The organism is Streptosporangium sp. NPDC049078, from assembly GCF_040648855.1.
In the GTDB taxonomy this organism is placed as follows: Bacteria; Actinomycetota; Actinomycetes; order Streptosporangiales; family Streptosporangiaceae; genus Streptosporangium.
Window position 1 is genome coordinate 275,337 of record NZ_JBEZEL010000004.1, and the last position, 17,613, is coordinate 292,949.

The following is a 17,613-nucleotide window of genomic DNA, read 5'->3' on the forward strand; positions in this document are numbered from 1 at the left end:
CCGCCCGTTCACCTTCCAGCAGGCCCGCAGCAGCACGAACGGCCGTCCTTCCGTTACCGCATGATCCGCTGCGCATAACGCAGTTGCGTATGACGCATCGGAATGCTTAACGAGGAACAGAATCGTCCTTTTTCGCTCACGCAGTCAAGGGTTTGCGGTCTTCATTCCCGTACCAGCCCAATCGTGAGGAGACCTCGGCCGCGGCCGCCATCACCTGCTCGGCCACCGCGGGGAGGCGCTCGGACGGCAGCCGGAAGGTCGGACCGGACACGCTCATCGAGGCGACGACCGCACCCTCGACGTTGAAGATCGGCGCCGCCACCGCGGTCAGGCCGAGCTCCAGCTCGTCGACGGCGGTGGCGTAGCCGCGCCTGCGGACGGTGTCGAGTTCCTCGCGCAGCAGCCCGGCATCGGTGACGGTCAGGTCGGTGAACGGGCGCAGCGACCCGGCGGCGAGTCGCTCGAACCGCTCTTCAGGGGCGTGGGCGAGCAGTACCTTGCCGTTGGACGTCGCGTGCAGCGCCACCCGCCGCCCCGCCCAGTTGTAGGCCTGCAGGGCCGAGGGCCCCGCCATCTGGTCGACGTACAGGGCCTCGTCGCGATCGAGGATCGCCACGTTGACGGTCTCGCCGACCGCCGCCGCGAGCCGCTCTCCGCTCGCACGGCTCTCCCGCACCACGTCGAGCCGCACGGTCGCGGCGCCCGCGAGCCGGACGATCCCCACCCCCAGCCGGTACTTCCCCCGGTCGGCGGTCTGCTCGACGAGCTCGTGCAGCTCCAGCGTCATGACGAGACGGAACGCCGTGGAACGGTGCACCCCCAGCTCCGCGGCGATATCGCTGACGCCGAGGTCACCGTGGCGGGCGAGCAGCCGCAGGACGGACAGCGCGCGGTCGACGGACTGCACCGCAGCGCCATCTCTCTCCAGATCGTTGCTCATGACACAACTGTAAGCGGATCGCGCACAAGCACGGCCTACGGAAAGCCCCTCACCACCGTCCACGGGAGAAGGCCCCGACGACGGAGGTGGCCTCCGCCCATGCCGGAGACCGCGCGAGACGCGGCGGACGGACGGGCACGGTCAGCGGACGGGCACGGTCGGCGGGGGCGGCCGGCGCACGGCCGACGGGCGCACGGTCAGCGGGTGAATGGTCAGCGGGTGAACGGTCAGCGGGTGAACGACCGGCGGGCGCGGTCAGCGAGGGGAACCGTCGCGGTGCCGGTAGAAGTCGGCGTGCTCGGCGGCGAGCGGAGTGTTACCCAGGATCAGGTCGGCCGCCTTCTCCGCCACCATCATGACCGGCGCGTAGATGTTGCCGTTGGTCACGTACGGCATCACCGAGGCGTCCACCACGCGCAATCCGTCGAGGCCGTGGACCCGCATGGACAGCGGGTCCACCACGGACATGGGGTCGACGCCCATCCGCGCGGTGCACGAGGGGTGCAGCGCGGTCTCGCCGTCCCTCGCCACCCAGTCGAGGATCTCCTCGTCGGTCTCGACCCCGGGGCCCGGCGACAGCTCACCGGCGTTGAACGCGTCCATCGCGGGCTGGTTCAGGATGTCGCGGGCGACCCGGACGGCCTCCACCCACTCGCGCCGGTCCTGCTCGGTGGACAGGTAGTTGAAGCGCAGCGCCGGGTGGACGCGGGGATCGGTGCTCTTGATCTTCACCGAGCCGCGCGAGTCGGAGTACATCGGCCCGATGTGCACCTGGTAGCCGTGCCCGCCGGCGGGCGCAGAGCCGTCGTAGCGGACCGCGATGGGCAGGAAGTGGAACATCAGGTTGGGGTAGTCGACGTCGTCGTTGCTCCGGGTGAAGCCGCCCGCCTCGAAGTGGTTGGTCGCGCCGGGGCCGCTGCGCAGGAAGAGCCACCGCGCGCCGATGAGCGGCCGGTTGCGCCACTTCATCGCGGGCTGCATCGACACCGGCTGCTTGCAGCCGTACTGGATGTAGACCTCCAGGTGGTCCTGGAGGTTCTCGCCGACGCCCGGCAGGTCGTGCACGACGTCGACGCCGAGGGCGTCCAGCTCGGCGGCGTTGCCCACCCCGGAGAGCTGGAGCAGCTGCGGGGAGTTGATCGCGCCGCCGCACAGGATCACCTCGCCCGCGTGGACCGTCCGGCCGTCGTACTCGACGCCGACCGCGCGCCCGCCCTCGAAGAGGATCCGGGTGACGTGCGCCCGCGTCCTGACCTCCAGGTTGGGGCGGTTCATCACGGGGTGCAGGTAGGCGCGGGCGGCCGACAGGCGGCGTCCCCTGCTGATGTTGCGGTCGAAGCGGGCGAAGCCCTCCTGACGGTAGCCGTTGACGTCGTCGGTCAACGGGTATCCGGCCTGCTGCACCGCCTCGAAGAAGGCGCCGAACAGCGGGTTGCGCACCGGCCCGCGCTCCAGCACCAGGGGACCGCCCCTCCCCCGCCAGGAGTCGGCGGGGTCGGCGGCCAGGCAGTTCTCCATGCGCTTGAAGTAGGGCAGGCAGTGGGCGAAGTCCCAGGTCTTCATGCCCTCGTCGGCGCCCCAGCGCTCGTAGTCCATGGGGTTGCCGCGCTGGAAGATCATCCCATTGATGCTGCTGGAGCCGCCGAGCACCTTGCCCCTGGCGTGGTAGATCCGGCGGCCGTTCATGTGCGGCTCGGGCTCGGAGGTGTACTTCCAGTCGTAGAAGCGGTTCCCGATGGGAAAGGGCAGCGCGGCGGGCATGTGGATGAAGACGTCCCACGGATAGTCCGGGCGGCCCGCCTCCAGCACCAGCACCCGGTTGGCGGGGTCGGCCGACAGCCGGTTCGCGAGGGCGCTTCCCGCAGAACCGCCCCCGACGATGACGAAGTCGTACATGTCTGCCTCGCCTCGCTCAAGCTGGAGGTAATGCCGGAAATTGTAGCGAATGGCGCAATGGGCTGCACTATTCGCAACGGCGATTGTTCCCGCGATGGCATTCGTTGTCCCCAGCGCCTACAGTCCCTGGCTATGGGCAACGATCCCCTCGGCGGCCGTACCGCCGACAGCAGTGGCGGAGTCCAGTCCGTCGACCGGGCCATCGCCATCCTGGAGATCCTCTCCGAGCGCCGCGAGGCCGGGGTGAGCGAGATAGCCCAGGAGATATCGGTCCACAAGTCGACGGCGTTCCGGCTGCTGGGGGCGCTGGAGTCGCGCGGCCTGGTCGAGCAGGCCGAGGAGCGGGGAAAGTACCGCCTCAGTTTCGGGATCATCCGCCTCGCGGGCGGGGTCGCCTCCCGGCTCGACCTCACCCAGCAGAGCCGCCCCGTCTGCCGCCGCCTCGCCGAGGAGATCGGCGAGACGGTCAACATCGCCGTCCTGCGCTCCCACTACGCGATCAACCTCGACCAGGTACGCGGCCCGGCGGCGGTCACCACCCACAACTGGGTCGGCGAGCTCACCCCGCTGCACGCCACCTCCAGCGGCAAGATCCTGCTCGCCCACCTCGACGACCTGCACCGGGTCCAGCTGGTCACCGCGAGCGGGCTGAGGACGTACACCCCGAACACGATCACCTCGGCCGACGCGCTGGAGAAACAGCTTCTCCAGGCCCGCGAGCGGGGCTACGCCGTCACCGTCGAGGAGTACGAGATCGGCCTGAACGCCGTCGCCGCGCCCATCCGCTCCCACGACGGCGAGATCGTCGCCGCCGTCAGCGCGTCCGGCCCGGCCTACCGCTTCGGCGAGGAGCGGCTGCACGAGCTGGCGCCGGTCGTGATCGCCGGAGCCCTGGACATCAGTCACCGCCTCGGCCACACCGAACGAGCCTGAGCGCCACGGTCCTCGCCGCAACGCCCCCGGCCTCGTACATGGCGACCGGCAGCCCCGCGCCGATCGCGGATCGTGCGCCGGAAGCGCCGGAAGCGCCGCCCTCCGGCCCAAAAGCGTTCGCCTCGCGCTCCGTGGGCGGACTAGCGTTGGCCTCCCTCACGCGCGGGAGGACGCGCCCGCCCCGCGCCCGCGAGCAGGCGAATTGGAGAAGCCATATGACCGCTCAGCTCGTAGCGCTCTGCTTCGACGCGAACGACCCGCTCCGTCTCGCGCGCTTCTGGGCCGGAGTCCTGGGCTGGGAGACGGCCGACGACGCCCGCGACGGCGTCACCCTCCTGCCGAGCGACGACACCGGATTCCGGATCCGGTGTCTGCCGACCCCGGAGAAGAAGACCCGCCAGAATCAGATGCACTTCGATCTGACGAGCACCTCCCTTGAGGACCAGCGGCGCACGGTGGCCAGATCGCTCGAACTCGGCGCGCGGCACATCGACATCGGGCAACGCCCCGAGGAGGGGCATGTGGTGCTCGCCGACCCCGAGGGCAACGAGTTCTGCGTCATCGGGCCGGGCAACAACTTTCTCGCCGACTGCGGATTCGTCGGAGCGCTCGCGTGCGACGGCTCGCAGGAGGTCGGATACTTCTGGAGCGAGGCGCTGGGCTGGCCGCTGGTCTGGGACCAGGACCAGGAGACCGCGATCCGCTCGCCGCACGGCGGACCGAAGATCACGTGGGGCGGCCCCCCGGTGGCACCGAAGACCGGGAAGAACAGATTGCACTTCGACCTCGCCCCACCCGCGCACGGTGATCATCAGGCGGAGGTCGAGCGTCTCGTCTCCCTCGGCGCGACCCTGATCGAGAGCGGTCCGCGCGGGACCGGCCGGGTGCTGATGGCCGACCCCGACGGCAACGAGTTCAGCGTGTCGCCCCCGCCGACAGCGTGACCGGCCCCGGCGGATCGACGCCGAGCCGGCTGGGAGACCCAGGTCACGTTCGCCCGATGTCACAGGGAGCCGGGCTGCCTCGTCTTAGGGGGTGTAGCCATCGACGAACACGAAGGGGCACACCATGGACGCACGACTCGACTACTTCACCGACCCGACCGCAGGGAAGATCATCAAGCGCTTCATGGCGGCGGGCAAGGCGATCAAGGAATCACCGCTGCCGGCCGCCACACAGGAGCTGGTGGCGCTTCGCGTGAGCCAGATCAACGCCTGCGCCGTCTGCGTCGACATGCACACCAAGGAGGCCGCCGCCGCCGGCGAGACCTCGGTCCGGCTGAACCTGGTCGCGGCGTGGCGGGAGGCCACGGTCTTCACCGAGGCCGAACGTGCCGCGCTGGAGCTGGCGGAGGAGGGGACCCGGATCGCGGACGCGGCCGGTGGGGTCGGCGACGAGGTGTGGGCGCACGCCGCCAAGCACTACGACAGTGAGCAGCTCACCGCCCTGGTGCTCCTGATCTCCTTCATGAACGCGGCGAACCGAATGAACGTCATCAGCCGGCAGCCGGCCGGCGACTACGAGCCCGGCCGGTTCCACTGAGAGGGCGGGGATCAGGTGTGAGCGAGGTCGAGGAGTTCGAGGAGCTGCGGCCGCTGCTGTTCTCGATCGCCTACCGGATCCTGGGCAGTGTCGGCGAAGCCGAGGACGCGGTGCAGGAGACGTGGCTGCGCTTCGACGGCTCGGCGACCCGGCCAACGTCGGTCAAGGCCTTTCTGTCGGCCACGGTCACCCGGATCTCCATCGACGTACTGCGCTCGGCGCGGGTGCGGCGGGAGGAGTACGTCGGCCCGTGGTTCCCCGAGCCGCTGCTGAGCGATCCGTACCAGGATCCGGCGCGGGCGGCGGAGCTGGCCGACTCGGTGTCGATGGCGGCGTTGCTGCTGCTGGAGCGGCTCAGCCCGCTGGAGCGGGCGGTCTTCGTGCTGCGACAGGTGTTCGGCTTCGGGTTCGACGAGGTCGCCACGGCGGTGGGGCGTTCGGAGGCGGCGTGCCGGCAACTGCTGGTGCGGGCGCGGCGTCACATGGAGGCCGGGCGTCCACGTTTCGAGACGGTACGCGCGGAGTGGGAGGAACTGGCGTCACGGTTCTTCGACGCCTTCCACGAAGGTGACGTCGCCGGTCTGCGAGAGCTGCTCGCCGCCGACGTCTCGATGGTCGGCGACGGCGGCGGCAAGGCCCCTCAGCTGGCCAGGGCGGTCATCGGCGCCGAGTCCGTGGCCCGGCTGCTCGCCTCCCTCTCCATCAAGCTGGTCCGCATCGACGTGACGTTCGAGCCGCACGAGGTCAACGGCGGGCCGGGCGCGATCTTCCACGACCGGGACGGCAAGGTACTCTACGCCCTGGTGCTCGATGTGCTCGACGGGCGGATCCAGACGATCCGCACGGTGATCAACCCCGACAAACTCGGGCACGTGGGCCCGGTAGCGGATGCCTGGGCGATCACCCGCGAGATAAAACAGGCACGCCGACCCGAGGAATGATCGCGCCGGGGGCGGGGTCCTTCGGTCTGAAGGCCCCCGCCCCTCGGCTTGGGTGATCGGTGGCGGGCGGTGCGAACCATCCGCCACCAGCGATGCGGGCCGGCGCTCCGGCCTTCAGGCCGGGGAGCGCGTCAAGAGGCGTAGGTCTCGAACTCCGCGACCTGTGGCGTGGCGGTCGCCCCGGTGATCCTGAAGGTGATCTTGCTCAGCGAGGTGGCGGTGAAGGTGATGGTGCCCGCCCCGCTGCCGGACTTCAGCACGGCGCCGTTGGCGGCGTTGAGTACCTGCCAGGACCCGATGGCGCCCGTGGCGCCCGACGCCTCACGGATGATGATCCTGGAGATCGTCTTGGCGGAACTCCACTTAATCGAGATGTCACCGGTCGCCCCGGACGGCGACCAGTAGGTGCTCAGGTTGCCGTCGCGCACGTTGCCGTAGCTGGTCCCGCCGCCCTTGCTGGAGCCGTCGGAATCGGCCCCGATGCTGAGGTTGGTCCCGCCGGACGGAGGGGTCGACGGTGTGGGGGTGGGAGTGGGGCTGGTGGTCGGCGGCGGCGTCTGCGGTGAGCAGCTGCCGTTCGACACCTTTATCCCCTTGTTGGCACCGGCCGTCTGGCTGACGATGTTCGGCACGCAGCTCGCCCCGTCGAGGGTGTAGGAGTACAGGACGCTGACGGTGGTGTTGGACTGCGGGTTGGGACCCGCCGGGTTGTTGTCGCCGCTGCGGCTTGACCAGGTCACGTTGTCGAAGATGTTGCCCGCGACCTGCCAGTAACCGGCCTCGCTGGTGTAGAAGGTGCCCAGGACGTCCTTGGAGTTCCTGAAGTAGTTGTTCTCCACCTTCGCGCGGGCCCCGGCCCGGGAGTTGATGCCGGACTCCCGGAGGTTCACGTAGGAGTTGTTGTAGATGTGGGCCACGCCGCCACGCAGCAGGGGCGTGCGGGAGTCGATGTTCTCGTACAGGTTGTGGTGGAAGGTGATGAAGCCGTTCGATCGGTCGCTCTCGCTGGAGCCGATGAGCCCGCCGCGGCCGGAGTTGCGCAGGGTGCTGTAGGACAGGGTGACGTACTGGGTGTCGTCCTTCATGTCGAAGAGGCCGTCGAAGCCCTCCGACTCCCCGCCCGAGGCCTCCAGGGTGACGTGATCGACCCAGACGTTGCGGACGCCGCTCTCCATGCCGATGGCGTCACCGCCGTTGGACGTGGGCGAGCCCGACTTCTTCACGTTCCGGATGGTGACGTTCTGGATGATGATGTTGCGGGCCTCGCGGATGTGGATGCCCAGCTGGTCGAAGACGGCACCGTTGCCGACCCCGATGATCGTGACGTTGCTGATCTGCTTGAGCTCGATCACACCGGCGGCGGTGTTGCAGCTCCCGCCCGACACCTTGGTGGTGTTGCCGTGGTTGATGGTCCCCTCGACCTGGATGGTGATCGGGGTACTGCTGCTGGCCCGGCCGCACAGGGCCGCGTGGATCGCGGTCCCCGTGGTGGCCCGCACCGTCTGCCCGCCCGCGCCGCCGGTGGTCCCGCCGTTGGCGGTCGCGTAACCGGTGGCGCTGCCGACCGCCGCCGACGCCTGGAACGTCGGCAGAACCACACCGACCGCGGCCACGGTGGCCGCCGCGGCCAGCGCCGCCTGGAGTCGCAACGCGACTGCTCGTCTCATCTTCGTCTCACTTTCGTCGCTGGGGAGGGGGCCCGCGAATCCATGCAGGTCGAATCCGTGCAGGTCGAATCCATGCAGGTCGAATCCGTGCAGGTCGAATCCGTGCAGGTCGAATCCGTGCAGGTCGAATCCGTGCAGGTCGAATCCGTGCAGGTCGATACGGAAAGCGCTTTCCCATCGCTTGCACGATAACGTCGGCCGTCAAAAGGCGTCAATGGCGACGGTGAAACCTGCAACAAAGCTGCACACGCACCTGTGAGCTCCACGTAACGCGCCACCTCCACCCAGCGGCCGAGGACGACCATGAGGTTCCGGGGGCCGGCCGGGGATCGCGGACCCACCCCTCGAACGCCGAAGACCTCTATCTTTCCGAGGTCGAATGATCGGCACTCCCCGACGAATCCAGAGCGGTGGTTGTACGACCGGAATCGAGACACGAATCCCCTGCCGCATCCGGCCGCGCAGCGGGAAAGGCCCCGACGCACACTCCAGAAGTTCGAGCCTGACGTAAATCCCGGTTTCGTTCAAGAAAGAAACGGAGACGTTCGGTTTGTTCGGGCAGGCATCGGCCCGGACGTCTCCACCGGGAAGGATTTCATCCCGGAAAGGGCCGCCCCCTCCCCCTTTCGGCTTCGGCGATTCGATGGCGGAATCACGACGAGAGACGGGACTTCCCGACGAGGCGTCAGCCCTTGGCAGGGTGGCCGCTATACCGCGATACCATCCCCAGGTCAACCCACCTCATGCGCGTTTCTCGCGAACCCCGGCCATTGGATTGACAGAGATTCGAAAAAAGTCGCCGCGTCTCGATTATCGGCGAGCTCACAACGCTTTTATGGTCGACGACAAACTCTTGGCCCGTCGGCCCGAATTTTACGTGCAATAAAAAGTGTCATTAATATTGAAAGTCCGGTCACAGCGGCACACACTCGGCATTGAGAAGGCCCACCCCCCAGCTTTTGGAGCCTCAATGGACCGAGCCGTAACCGGAATTCACGGACGCAGAAAAACGACGCTCCGGCGCCTCGTATCCGCCGTCGTCGCGACCCTCGCCGTGGCATTCCTCTGTGTGCCGTCCGCCAGCGCCGTCTCGCTGCCGACACCGAAGGATCTGACCGCCTTCCTCGATCTCGAATGCTTCAAGACCGACCCGTACCAGCCGCCCCCCACCACGCTCACGCTGCGGCACCTCAACCCGGTGCTCGGCAACCTGCCCATCGAGACCGTCACCCTCGGCCAGCGTGAGCAGTTGTGCGTCCCGGTCGCCAAGAACAACCAGGCGCCGCCGTCGCCCGCGCTCGACTTCATCAGGTTCATCGACCTGGCCTGCTACAAGATCTCCGGCGTCACCGTGAACACGGGTCTCGTGCTCAGCCACCTCAACCCGTTGCTCCAGGGCCTGCCACGCACCCAGATCTCCATGACCACCCCGCAGCAGCTGTGCGTGCCGGTCATCAAGAACGACGCGGTCCCACCCGCGGAGATCCTGGCGTTCGTCCGCCACATCGACCTCAAGTGCTACGCCATCACCCCCAACGTCTCGCTGAACCAGCAACTAGCCCTGCGTCAGCTCAACCCCGTGCTGACCCCGATCATCCCCACACACGGCGTGCAGGTGCTCAACGCCCGCCAGCTGTGCGTCCCGGTGCAGAAAGCCGGCGACAACATCCCGGGCGAAGTACTCAACATCGTCCGATGGATCGACCTGGAGAAGTTCGACCTCGCCGCCCCGGCCCTGCCCACGGTCTCGTTGACCCTGCGGCACATCAACCCCGTCCTCGCCGGCCTCCCCGCCGAGAAGGCCGTACTCAGCGGCGCCAGCCAGATCGCCCTGCCCGTCGCCAAGAACGGCAACCTCCCACCGGGCTGACCCCCCTGACCCGCAATCCCTGACACGGAGCCCTTCCGCCTGCACCGGCGGAAGGGCTCCCCCGTTACCCGGCCCCCGACAAGGCAGGGCGCGCCGAAGCCGTTCACCGATCACCGATCACCCGGCACTTCGGCGAACGTGGCGCCGATCTCCGTCATCCGCTCGACCGCGTAGCCGGGGTCGATCAACGCCTCGGGGGTGTGCAGGCCCGGCGCCACGGCTTCGCCGCGCAGGCCGAGCAGTCGTTCGACACCGAGGGCGACGGCGAGCGCGGTCAGGTCGCGCTGTCCTTCCGGGTGGCGGAGGTGGCGTCTCCTCCTGAGCGGTGCACCCCGGTGATCCTCTCCTTCGAGATCGATCCCGACCACGCTGGAGGCGGGCTCACCTCGGTGCCTGTCCTCGGCGGACACACCGGCTGCGAACGCGAAGCGGACGTTCGGCGCTCCCGTCGCGAGGGCGAGGCTCGGAACATCGAGGGTGGCCGTGATCTGGCCGGGCAGGACGGCGCCGTCGGCGCCGGAGACCTCCACCCGCGCGTCGGGGCCGTCGACCCAGCTGAAGACGCCGTCGCGGCGGACGAGACCCGCCGAGGTGGCGGCCGTCAGGCGTTCCATGTCCGCCGCCGCCGCGGGCCCGCCGATGTCCGGTTCGTCCAGTACGGCACCGACCCTGATTGTGTCGATCCGGCCGAACTCCCTGGCGAGGTCCAGTGTCGCGAGGACGACGAGACCGGCGTACCAGTGGCTGGCCAGCAGGACCGACGCGGCGCCGGCCCGCTGCCCGCCCGCGACGACCTCGGGGGCGATGTCCGTCAGTCCGCTGGAGAGGCTGACGTACGGCAGCCCTCGGTCCTGGGCGTAGCGCAGTCCGTTCAGGTGGCTGTCCCACAGTGCCGCGACGACCGCCGAGTGCTCATGGCCTGCGGGGAGGCCGAGGTCGTCGCGTCGCAGATCGACGGTCACCGCCGTCGCGTCGCCGAGGTCGTCGGCGACACGCCTCGCGCGCTCCAGGTCGCGGCCCGCGATCGTGAGCGGCAGCGTCGGGTACCACCGGCGCAGGATGGCCGCGATCCCCGCGCCCGTCTGGCCGGATCCTCCCATGATCAGTACTGATTTCGCGTGCTCCATCGTGCTCTCCTCTCCCGTCTCCATTAACCTACATTTTGTAACCTACACTTTGTAGCCTAGGCTGGGCGGCAACGCAAGGGAGGACGATGGCCCCGGTATCGACCCGCCTGTCCAAGCAGGCCAGGCGGGAGCAGCTGCTCGACACGGCCCTGAAGATCGTGCGCGACCAGGGCGCCGACGGCCTCACCCTGCTCACCCTCGCCGAAGCCGCCGGAGTGAGCAGGCCGATCGTCTACGACCACTTCGGCACCCGCCCCGGCCTGCTGCTCGCGCTCTACCAGCGGCTCGACGAACGCCACAGGACCGCGTCGGAACAGGCGTTACGGGAGGCCGAGCCCACCCTTCGCGAGACGGCGCGCGTCCTGAGCGACGCGTACTTCGTGTGCTCCACCGACATGCCGGAGTGGAACGCCGTCTCCGCCGCACTGAGGGGAAACCCGCGGATGGAGGCGGTCGAGCGCGAGATGTTCGACAGCTTCACCGACCTGATGGCCTCGGCGTTGCTGCCGTACTCCGGCCTCACACCGGAGGCCCTTCGGCTGCGCTGCGTCGGCGCGCTGGGCGCGGCCGAGGCGATCGCCGCGGAGCTGAACCGAGGGCGGACCACCGTCTCCGACGCGGTCGCCGCGCTCACCGACCTGATCGTCGGCGGCATCGACACCGGGACCGGCCGATCGGCGACCGACGGTTCATCGCGGTAGCCCACGGCGCGGACAGGCTGGAATTCCGTCCGCCCGTTGAACGGCGCGTACGAAACCGGCCGATTCGCTTCCGCCCTACGGCCAGGCGGCCAACTGAAACCAGACCGACTTGCCGTACGGGTTGAGGGTCCAGCCCCAGTTGTGGGAGAGGTCCTGGACGATGGCGAGACCACGACCCGAGACCTCCAGGTCGTCGGCCCTCCTCAGGCGCGGGATCGCGATGCAGGCATCGTAGACGTCCACGGTCAGCAACTCCTTCTCCTTACCGACCGTGACACGGACAGGACTCATGGGAGAAACGTCCGACGAGCCGTACGCCAGCGCGTTGGTGACGAGTTCCGAGGCGAGGAGTTCGGCGATTTCCGGGATTTCTCCGGTCGCCTTCCAGTCGGTCGCGACATCGCGCACGAACCGGCGGGCGGACGCGACACTCGCCGGTTCGCGCGGTATCCACTTCTCCCCCAGCGGAGAAAGTCCGGGATTCATCGCGTAGCGATATTCGGTCAGCGCCGCACTCGCCTTGAGGACCTCTTCCATGATTTTCTCTCTCCGTCTCGGATTTCGTATGTTCAGCCTGCCGAGACGTGGCTACGCTTGGTAGCCGAACGGTTACCAAGGCGGCGAGCTGGAGTTCGTCGGCCTTTTGTTGAACTCCGACAAGGAGGGCATCATCTCCAATCTCTATACGCCTCAGGCGATCTGGGGCAGAGAGCTGCGCCACCACCGCAAGGCCGCGGGCCTCACCCAGAGCCAGCTCGCCGAGCGGATCCACTACAGCGAGTCCCTGATCAGCGGGATCGAGACGGGCCAGATCCCGTCCGGACCGGATTTCGCCGAACGCTGCGACGAACTCCTCGAAACAGGCGGCCTCCTGTCCCGCCTCCTCGACTGGCGCAAGGGCCAGGTCTTCCCCTCCTGGTTCGGGAAGTGGCACGAAAAAGAACAGGTCGCGGTCACCCTCCGGACCTATCAACCTCTGGTGATCCCCGGCCTGCTTCAGACGGAGGCATACGCCCGCGTAGTGCTGCGCGGAGACGAGGCGGCGGTAGAGGCTCGCATGCACCGCCAAGCCATCCTTGTCCGCGAGGACCCACAACCTCCGACCTATCGATGTGTAATCGATGAAGGAGTTCTTCATCGACCAATCGGTGACGCCAAGACAATGAAAGGCCAGCTAGAACACCTGATTTCAGTGATCAATCCACGACTGAGCGTTCAGGTTATCCCCCATGGCATGCATTCGGGCTTGATGGGCGGGTTCGTAATCGCGACTCTGGAAGGAGGAGACGACGTACTCTATGCAGAGACAGCCGTTCGAGGTCTCACCACAAGCGATCACGAAGATATCGCAGCGGCCGTGGAACGTTTCGAGGCCATCCGCACCGAAGCGCTACCACTAAACATGTCCATCGAACTCATACAAAGGACGGTAGAGGAAAAATGGACCTGAGCAACGCCACGTGGGTCAAATCAAGCCTCTCAGGAGACAACGGCGGCGACTGTGTCGAGGTCGCGAGGCTCGAAGACACCACCAACCACCCCCACCTGATCGCCCTGCGCGACTCCAAAGACCCCGACGGCCCCAAACTCCTCCTCACCCCCACCACATGGACCACCTTCCTCAACCACATAAAAACCGACAAACTCACCATCGGCTGAGACCATGCATCAGCCAGCGTCCGCCTCGCGATGGCAGCTCTGGGGATCTCATCCAGAAAGCGGTATCGGAAAAATGGACCTGAGCAACGCCACGTGGGTCAAATCAAGCCTCTCAGGAGACAACGGCGGAAACTGCGTCGAGGTCGCGAAGCTCAAGGACACCACCAACCACCCCCACCTGATCGCCGTACGCGACTCCAAAGACCCCAACGGCCCCAAACTCCTCCTCACCCCCACCACATGGACCACCTTCCTCAACCACCTGAAAGCCGACAGGCTCACCATCGGCTGAGGTCTCGCGTCAGGAGCGGTCCGGGGACGGGGAGCGGCGGAGGAGTCTGATGACGACGCTCTTGGAGGTGGGGGTGTTGGAGGTCTCCGCGACCGAGTCCAGGGGCACCAGGACGTTGGTCTCGGGGAAGTAGGCGGCGCAGCAGCCTCGGGCGGTGGGGTAGGCGACAGCGCGGAAGCCCTCGGCCCTGCGCTCGCCGTCGGGCCACTCGCTGACCAGGTCCACCATGTCGCCGTCGGCCAGGCCCCGCTCGGCGAGGTCGTCGGCGTGGACGAAGACGACCCGGCGGCCGTTGCGGATGCCCCGGTAGCGGTCGTCCATGCCGTAGATCGTGGTGTTGTACTGGTCGTGGCTGCGGACCGTCTGCAGCAGCAGCCGCCCCGGTGGGACCCGCAGCACCTCCAGGGGGTTGACGGTGAAGTTCGCCTTTCCCGTCGCGGTCGGGAAGCGGCGCTCGTCGCGGGGCGCGTTGGGCAGGGCGAAGCCGTCCGGGAGGCGGGCGCGGGCGTTGAAGTCCTCGAATCCGGGGATCACCCGGGAGATGTGGTGGCGGATCACGTCGTAGTCGGCCGCGAACCGCTCCCAGGGCACCTGCGGGTCGGCGCCGAACAGTTCCTTCGCCAGGCGGCAGACGATGTCGACCTCGGAGATCAGGTCGCCGGAGGCGGGCGGCAGGTTGCCCCGCGAGGCGTGGACGAGGCCCATGGAGTCCTCGACCGTGACGAAGCGGCCCGCGCCGCCGTCGGGGGCGGCGTCGCGTTCGGTGCGTCCCAGGGTGGGCAGGATGAGCGCCTCGCGCCCGCACACCGCGTGGGAGCGGTTGAGCTTGGTCGACACCTGCACGGTGAGCCGGGCGCGGCGCATCGCCTCCTCGGTCACCGCGGTGTCGGGGGTCGCGGCCACGAAGTTTCCGCCCATCGCGACGAAGACCTTCGCCTGCTCGGAGCGCAGGGCACGGATCGCCTCCACGGTGTCGAAGCCGTGCTCGCGGGGCGGCTCGAAGCCGAACTCGTCGCGCAGGGCGTCGAGGAACCACGCCGGGGGTTTCTCGTTGATGCCCATGGTGCGGTCGCCCTGGACGTTGGAATGGCCCCGGACCGGGCACACGCCCGCTCCTGGGCGGCCCACGTTGCCGCGCAGCAGCAGGAAGTTGACGACCTCCCTGATGGTGGCGACGGAGTTCTTGTGCTGGGTGAGCCCCATCGCCCAGCAGACGATGACCGACTTCGCGCCGAGCACCTCCCGTACGGCGTCCTCGACGGCCGGGCGGTCCAGCCCGGTCGCCTCCTCGACCTCGGCCCAGTCCAGGGAGCGCAGGTCCTCGGCCCACTTGTCGAAGCCGTGGGTGTGGGCCTCGACGAAGTCGCGGTCGACCACGGTGCCGGGGGCGGCGTCCTCGGCTTCGAGCAGGAGCAGCGACATCGCCTGGAAGAGCGCGAGGTCGCCGTTGAGGCGGATCTGCAGGAACCGGTCGGCCAGCGTGGTGCCCTTGCCCACCAGCCCGGAGGCCCGCTGCGGGTTCTTGAAGCGGAGCAGCCCGGCCTCGGGCAGCGGGTTGACCGCGATGATCCTGGCGCCGCCGCGCTTGGCCCGCTCCAGCGCCGACAGCATGCGCGGGTGGTTGGTGCCGGGGTTCTGGCCGACCACGAAGACGAGGTCGGCCCGGTGCAGGTCCTCCAGCGAGACCGTGCCCTTGCCGATGCCGAGGGTCTCGTTGAGCGCCGAGCCGCTGGACTCGTGGCACATGTTGGAGCAGTCGGGCAGGTTGTTGGTGCCGAACCTGCGCACCAGGAGCTGGTAGGCGAACGCGGCCTCGTTCGAGGTGCGGCCCGAGGTGTAGAAGAGCGCCTCGTCGGGGCTGTCGAGGGCACGCAGCTCGCGGGCGATGATGGCGAACGCGTCGTCCCAGGTCACCGGCACGTAGTGGTCGGAGCCCTGGGGGCGGTGCATCGGCTCGGTGAGCCGTCCCTGCTGGCCGAGCCAGTAGTCGGTGTGCCTGGCCAGGTCGTCCACGGTGTGGCGGGCGAAGAAGTCGCGGGTGACCCTGCGGACGGTGGCCTCCTCGGCGACCGCCTTGGCGCCGTTCTCGCAGAACTCCGCGGGGCTGCGGTGCCCGCCCTCGGGCCAGGCGCAGCCGGGACAGTCGAAGCCGTCCTTCTGGTTGATCACGGCGAGGGTGCGCAGGGTGCGGCCGACGCCCATCTGGGCGTTCGCGGCCCGCAGTGACCGGGTCACCCCTGGGATGCCGGCGGCCCACTCCTTGGGCGGGCCGACCTCGATGGCGTCCTCGTTGACGTCGTCGCGCGGAGCCTTTTTGGCCATCCTCGCGCCTCCTTCCGGCCGGTCATCCCGTCAAAGCGCACTATAGGCGCTCGCCCGGCCCTTGGCCGGGCCGGGTCCCCAGCCTGTCGAGCACCCAGTCGTGGAAGGCCCCGATGTGGTGCTCGCTGGGCACCAGGACCCCGCCTTGAGCGTACGCCCGGGAGTTCATCGCGGGCTGGCACCTCTCGCAGGCCTCGAAGTCCTGCACGTTGACGCGGTGGAAGAGCTCGACGGACGGGCCCAGGTCCCTGCCCGAGTCCACGACGTCGCCCACGAAGAGCCAGTCGCACTCCACGATCGTCCGGTCGGCCGCCAGCGGGAACATCCGGTGCAGGATCACGTGGTCGGGCACGAGGTTGACGAAGACCTGCGGTTTGATGGTGATCGCGTAGTAGCGGCGGTCCTGGTCCTCACCGATCCCCGGGATGCGGTCGACGCCCTCGGAGCCGTCGACGGTGAACCCCCGGATCTCCTCGCCGAACTCGGCCCCGTGCCCGACGAAGGACTGCGCGGCGTACCCGTCGGCGAACTCCGGCAGCACCTCGGTGAGCTCGGGGTGGATGGTGGCGCAGTGGTAGCACTCCATGAAGTTCTCGACGATGAGCTTCCAGTTCGCCTTCACGTCGTAGACGATCCTGCGGCCCACCCGGAGGTTGGCGATGTCGTAGTTCTCGATGGACCTCTCGTCGCCCAGCCGGTGCGTCGCCTCGGCGATCACGTCCGCCTCGAACGACGGCGGCTCGTCGGCCAGGCACACCCACACGTACCCGATCCACTCGCGCACGTGCACGTTGATCAGTCCGTACTCCACCCGGTCGATGTCGGGCATCCTGGTGAGGTTCGGCGCCGCGATCAGCTTGCCGTCGAGGTCGTAGGTCCACGCGTGGTACGGGCACTGGAAGGACCGTTTGACCTCGCCGGACTCCTCGGTGCGTATCCGGGCGCCCCGGTGGCGGCACACGTTGAGGAAGGCCCGGATCGAGCCGTCTCTGGCCCGGGTGACGAGGACGCTCTCGCGGCCCACCTGGACGGTCCTGAAGGCTCCGGGTTTGCCGAGGTCGGACGCGCGGGCGACGCAGAACCACATCGTCTCGAAGACGCGGGCCTGCTCTGCGGCGAAGATGTTCTCGTCGGTGTAGTAGCCGCCCGGCAGGGTGGCGATCACGCTGGGGGGCAGGCTTCTCGCGGTCACGATCGCTCCTCTTCACGCGGTGCTCGCGTCTTCACGGTGCTCGCTTTTTCTGCATGGCCCTCGGGGCGGCACCCTCGCCTACGCGGTGCTCGCGTTCTCACGCGGCGCCCCGGCCTACGCGTTCTCGCGCGATCTTTTACGCGGTGCTCGTGCGGACGCCGGGCGGCAGGTTCGGCGGCTCGGAGGAGGGGATGACGTAGACGGTGTCGTCCTCGACCACCACCCGGTGGGTGCGCAGGGGCAGCTTGGCGGGAGGAGAGTTCGGCCGTCCCGTCCGCAGGTCGAAACTCGACGAGTGCAGGGGGCACTCGATCTCGCAGCCCTCCAGCCACCCGTCGGACAGGGAGGCGTCCTGGTGGGTGCAGGTGTCGTCCACGGCGTAGAGCTCGCCGTCCTCGGTGTGGAAGACGGCGATCGGCGGGTCGACGTCGAGTCGGTGGGCCTCACCCGGTGGAAGAGCCGCGAGGGGACAGGCAGGGATCATCGCAACAAACCCCGGTTTCGTAAGGCGGAACAGGCAGCGCTATACGC

Annotated in this window: 18 protein-coding genes; 10 read left to right on the top strand and 8 right to left on the bottom strand. The window is 68.4% G+C overall.

What is annotated here, in order from left to right; all coding sequences use genetic code 11:
• Positions 1-136 precede the first annotated feature (136 nt).
• Together AB0B90_RS08305 and betA are read right to left on the bottom strand one after the other, a co-directional pair.
• Positions 137-940: an IclR family transcriptional regulator gene (locus AB0B90_RS08305; protein ID WP_362921606.1), complete on the bottom strand. Its 804-nt coding sequence runs from the start codon at positions 938-940 to the stop codon at positions 137-139.
• A 255-nt stretch (positions 941-1,195) separates the two neighbouring features.
• The gene (gene betA, locus AB0B90_RS08310) at positions 1,196-2,836 is read right to left on the bottom strand and encodes a choline dehydrogenase (protein WP_362921608.1); all 1,641 of its coding nucleotides are present in this window, start codon (positions 2,834-2,836) and stop codon (positions 1,196-1,198) included.
• Between the two features lie 132 nt (positions 2,837-2,968).
• Here betA and AB0B90_RS08315 point away from each other — a divergent pair, with 132 nt between their 5' ends.
• The 4 genes from AB0B90_RS08315 to AB0B90_RS08330 all read left to right on the top strand — a co-directional run bounded on the left by AB0B90_RS08315 (position 2,969) and on the right by AB0B90_RS08330 (position 6,252).
• Positions 2,969-3,769, top strand: coding sequence for an IclR family transcriptional regulator (locus AB0B90_RS08315; protein WP_362921610.1), 801 nt, complete (start codon positions 2,969-2,971; stop codon positions 3,767-3,769).
• 215 nt (positions 3,770-3,984) lie between these two features.
• Positions 3,985-4,713 (top strand): VOC family protein, encoded by a 729-nt coding sequence (locus AB0B90_RS08320; RefSeq protein ID WP_362921612.1) that lies wholly within the window; start codon positions 3,985-3,987, stop codon positions 4,711-4,713.
• A gap of 124 nt (positions 4,714-4,837) precedes the next feature.
• Complete coding sequence (locus tag AB0B90_RS08325) at positions 4,838-5,311, top strand: carboxymuconolactone decarboxylase family protein (RefSeq protein ID WP_350946340.1); 474 nt, start codon at positions 4,838-4,840, stop codon at positions 5,309-5,311.
• A 17-nt stretch (positions 5,312-5,328) separates the two neighbouring features.
• Positions 5,329-6,252 carry an RNA polymerase sigma-70 factor gene (locus AB0B90_RS08330; protein WP_362921615.1) on the top strand — a complete coding sequence of 308 codons (924 nt, stop codon included), beginning with the start codon at positions 5,329-5,331 and terminating at the stop codon, positions 6,250-6,252.
• A gap of 131 nt (positions 6,253-6,383) precedes the next feature.
• On the opposite strand, the gene AB0B90_RS08335 is transcribed toward AB0B90_RS08330, so the two are convergent.
• Entirely contained in the window at positions 6,384-7,919 is a 1,536-nt protein-coding gene (locus tag AB0B90_RS08335) for a pectate lyase (RefSeq protein ID WP_362921617.1), read from the bottom strand.
• 42 nt (positions 7,920-7,961) lie between these two features.
• Between AB0B90_RS08335 and AB0B90_RS08340 the strand changes: the two genes are divergently transcribed.
• Entirely contained in the window at positions 7,962-8,111 is a 150-nt protein-coding gene (locus AB0B90_RS08340; protein WP_362921619.1) for a hypothetical protein, read from the top strand.
• Positions 8,112-8,988: 877 nt separating this feature from the next.
• Positions 8,989-9,789, top strand: coding sequence for a hypothetical protein (locus tag AB0B90_RS08345; RefSeq protein ID WP_350946343.1), 801 nt, complete (start codon positions 8,989-8,991; stop codon positions 9,787-9,789).
• 110 nt (positions 9,790-9,899) lie between these two features.
• Here the strand turns inward: AB0B90_RS08345 and AB0B90_RS08350 are convergent, their stop codons facing one another.
• Entirely contained in the window at positions 9,900-10,940 is a 1,041-nt protein-coding gene (locus AB0B90_RS08350) for a hypothetical protein (RefSeq protein ID WP_362921621.1), read from the bottom strand.
• A 62-nt stretch (positions 10,941-11,002) separates the two neighbouring features.
• Here AB0B90_RS08350 and AB0B90_RS08355 point away from each other — a divergent pair, with 62 nt between their 5' ends.
• On the top strand, positions 11,003-11,617 hold the full coding sequence (locus tag AB0B90_RS08355) for a TetR/AcrR family transcriptional regulator (RefSeq protein WP_362921623.1): 615 nt from the start codon (positions 11,003-11,005) through the stop codon (positions 11,615-11,617).
• 75 nt (positions 11,618-11,692) lie between these two features.
• Here AB0B90_RS08355 and AB0B90_RS08360 read toward each other — a convergent pair whose 3' ends face one another.
• Positions 11,693-12,154, bottom strand: coding sequence for an ATP-binding protein (locus AB0B90_RS08360; RefSeq protein ID WP_362921625.1), 462 nt, complete (start codon positions 12,152-12,154; stop codon positions 11,693-11,695).
• A gap of 106 nt (positions 12,155-12,260) precedes the next feature.
• On the opposite strand from AB0B90_RS08360, the gene AB0B90_RS08365 reads away from it, so the two are divergent.
• The 3 genes from AB0B90_RS08365 to AB0B90_RS08375 all read left to right on the top strand — a co-directional run bounded on the left by AB0B90_RS08365 (position 12,261) and on the right by AB0B90_RS08375 (position 13,568).
• Entirely contained in the window at positions 12,261-13,067 is an 807-nt protein-coding gene (locus AB0B90_RS08365; protein ID WP_362921627.1) for a helix-turn-helix transcriptional regulator, read from the top strand.
• Entirely contained in the window at positions 13,058-13,276 is a 219-nt protein-coding gene (locus tag AB0B90_RS08370; protein ID WP_350946348.1) for a DUF397 domain-containing protein, read from the top strand. The genes AB0B90_RS08365 and AB0B90_RS08370 overlap by 10 nt, the downstream gene beginning before the upstream one ends.
• Positions 13,277-13,349: 73 nt before the next feature.
• Complete coding sequence (locus tag AB0B90_RS08375; protein ID WP_362921629.1) at positions 13,350-13,568, top strand: DUF397 domain-containing protein; 219 nt, start codon at positions 13,350-13,352, stop codon at positions 13,566-13,568.
• 9 nt (positions 13,569-13,577) lie between these two features.
• On the opposite strand, the gene AB0B90_RS08380 is transcribed toward AB0B90_RS08375, so the two are convergent.
• The 3 genes from AB0B90_RS08380 to AB0B90_RS08390 all read right to left on the bottom strand — a co-directional run bounded on the left by AB0B90_RS08380 (position 13,578) and on the right by AB0B90_RS08390 (position 17,566).
• Positions 13,578-15,890, bottom strand: a complete 2,313-nt coding sequence (locus AB0B90_RS08380; RefSeq protein WP_362921631.1) for an FdhF/YdeP family oxidoreductase — start codon at positions 15,888-15,890, stop codon at positions 13,578-13,580.
• Between the two features lie 40 nt (positions 15,891-15,930).
• Positions 15,931-17,082 (bottom strand): aromatic ring-hydroxylating dioxygenase subunit alpha, encoded by a 1,152-nt coding sequence (locus tag AB0B90_RS08385; RefSeq protein ID WP_350946350.1) that lies wholly within the window; start codon positions 17,080-17,082, stop codon positions 15,931-15,933.
• Between the two features lie 136 nt (positions 17,083-17,218).
• A complete protein-coding gene (locus AB0B90_RS08390) occupies positions 17,219-17,566 on the bottom strand; it encodes a bifunctional 3-phenylpropionate/cinnamic acid dioxygenase ferredoxin subunit (RefSeq protein WP_350946351.1) in 348 nt (115 codons plus the stop codon).
• Positions 17,567-17,613 lie beyond the last annotated feature (47 nt).

Excerpts from the sequence above, each read along its gene's own strand:
- AB0B90_RS08320 (WP_362921612.1), top strand. The coding sequence starts at position 3,985 with ATGACCGCTCAGCTCGTAGCGCTCTGCTTCGACGCGAACGACCCGCTC.
- AB0B90_RS08360 (WP_362921625.1), bottom strand. The coding sequence starts at position 12,154 with ATGGAAGAGGTCCTCAAGGCGAGTGCGGCGCTGACCGAATATCGCTAC.
- AB0B90_RS08380 (WP_362921631.1), bottom strand. The coding sequence starts at position 15,890 with ATGGCCAAAAAGGCTCCGCGCGACGACGTCAACGAGGACGCCATCGAG.
- AB0B90_RS08335 (WP_362921617.1), bottom strand. The coding sequence starts at position 7,919 with ATGAGACGAGCAGTCGCGTTGCGACTCCAGGCGGCGCTGGCCGCGGCG.
- AB0B90_RS08355 (WP_362921623.1), top strand. The coding sequence starts at position 11,003 with ATGGCCCCGGTATCGACCCGCCTGTCCAAGCAGGCCAGGCGGGAGCAG.
- AB0B90_RS08305 (WP_362921606.1), bottom strand. The coding sequence starts at position 940 with ATGAGCAACGATCTGGAGAGAGATGGCGCTGCGGTGCAGTCCGTCGAC.
- AB0B90_RS08390 (WP_350946351.1), bottom strand. The coding sequence starts at position 17,566 with ATGATCCCTGCCTGTCCCCTCGCGGCTCTTCCACCGGGTGAGGCCCAC.
- AB0B90_RS08375 (WP_362921629.1), top strand. The coding sequence starts at position 13,350 with ATGGACCTGAGCAACGCCACGTGGGTCAAATCAAGCCTCTCAGGAGAC.
- AB0B90_RS08370 (WP_350946348.1), top strand. The coding sequence starts at position 13,058 with ATGGACCTGAGCAACGCCACGTGGGTCAAATCAAGCCTCTCAGGAGAC.
- AB0B90_RS08315 (WP_362921610.1), top strand. The coding sequence starts at position 2,969 with ATGGGCAACGATCCCCTCGGCGGCCGTACCGCCGACAGCAGTGGCGGA.
- betA (WP_362921608.1), bottom strand. The coding sequence starts at position 2,836 with ATGTACGACTTCGTCATCGTCGGGGGCGGTTCTGCGGGAAGCGCCCTC.
- AB0B90_RS08325 (WP_350946340.1), top strand. The coding sequence starts at position 4,838 with ATGGACGCACGACTCGACTACTTCACCGACCCGACCGCAGGGAAGATC.
- AB0B90_RS08350 (WP_362921621.1), bottom strand. The coding sequence starts at position 10,940 with ATGGAGACGGGAGAGGAGAGCACGATGGAGCACGCGAAATCAGTACTG.
- AB0B90_RS08340 (WP_362921619.1), top strand. The coding sequence starts at position 7,962 with ATGCAGGTCGAATCCGTGCAGGTCGAATCCATGCAGGTCGAATCCGTG.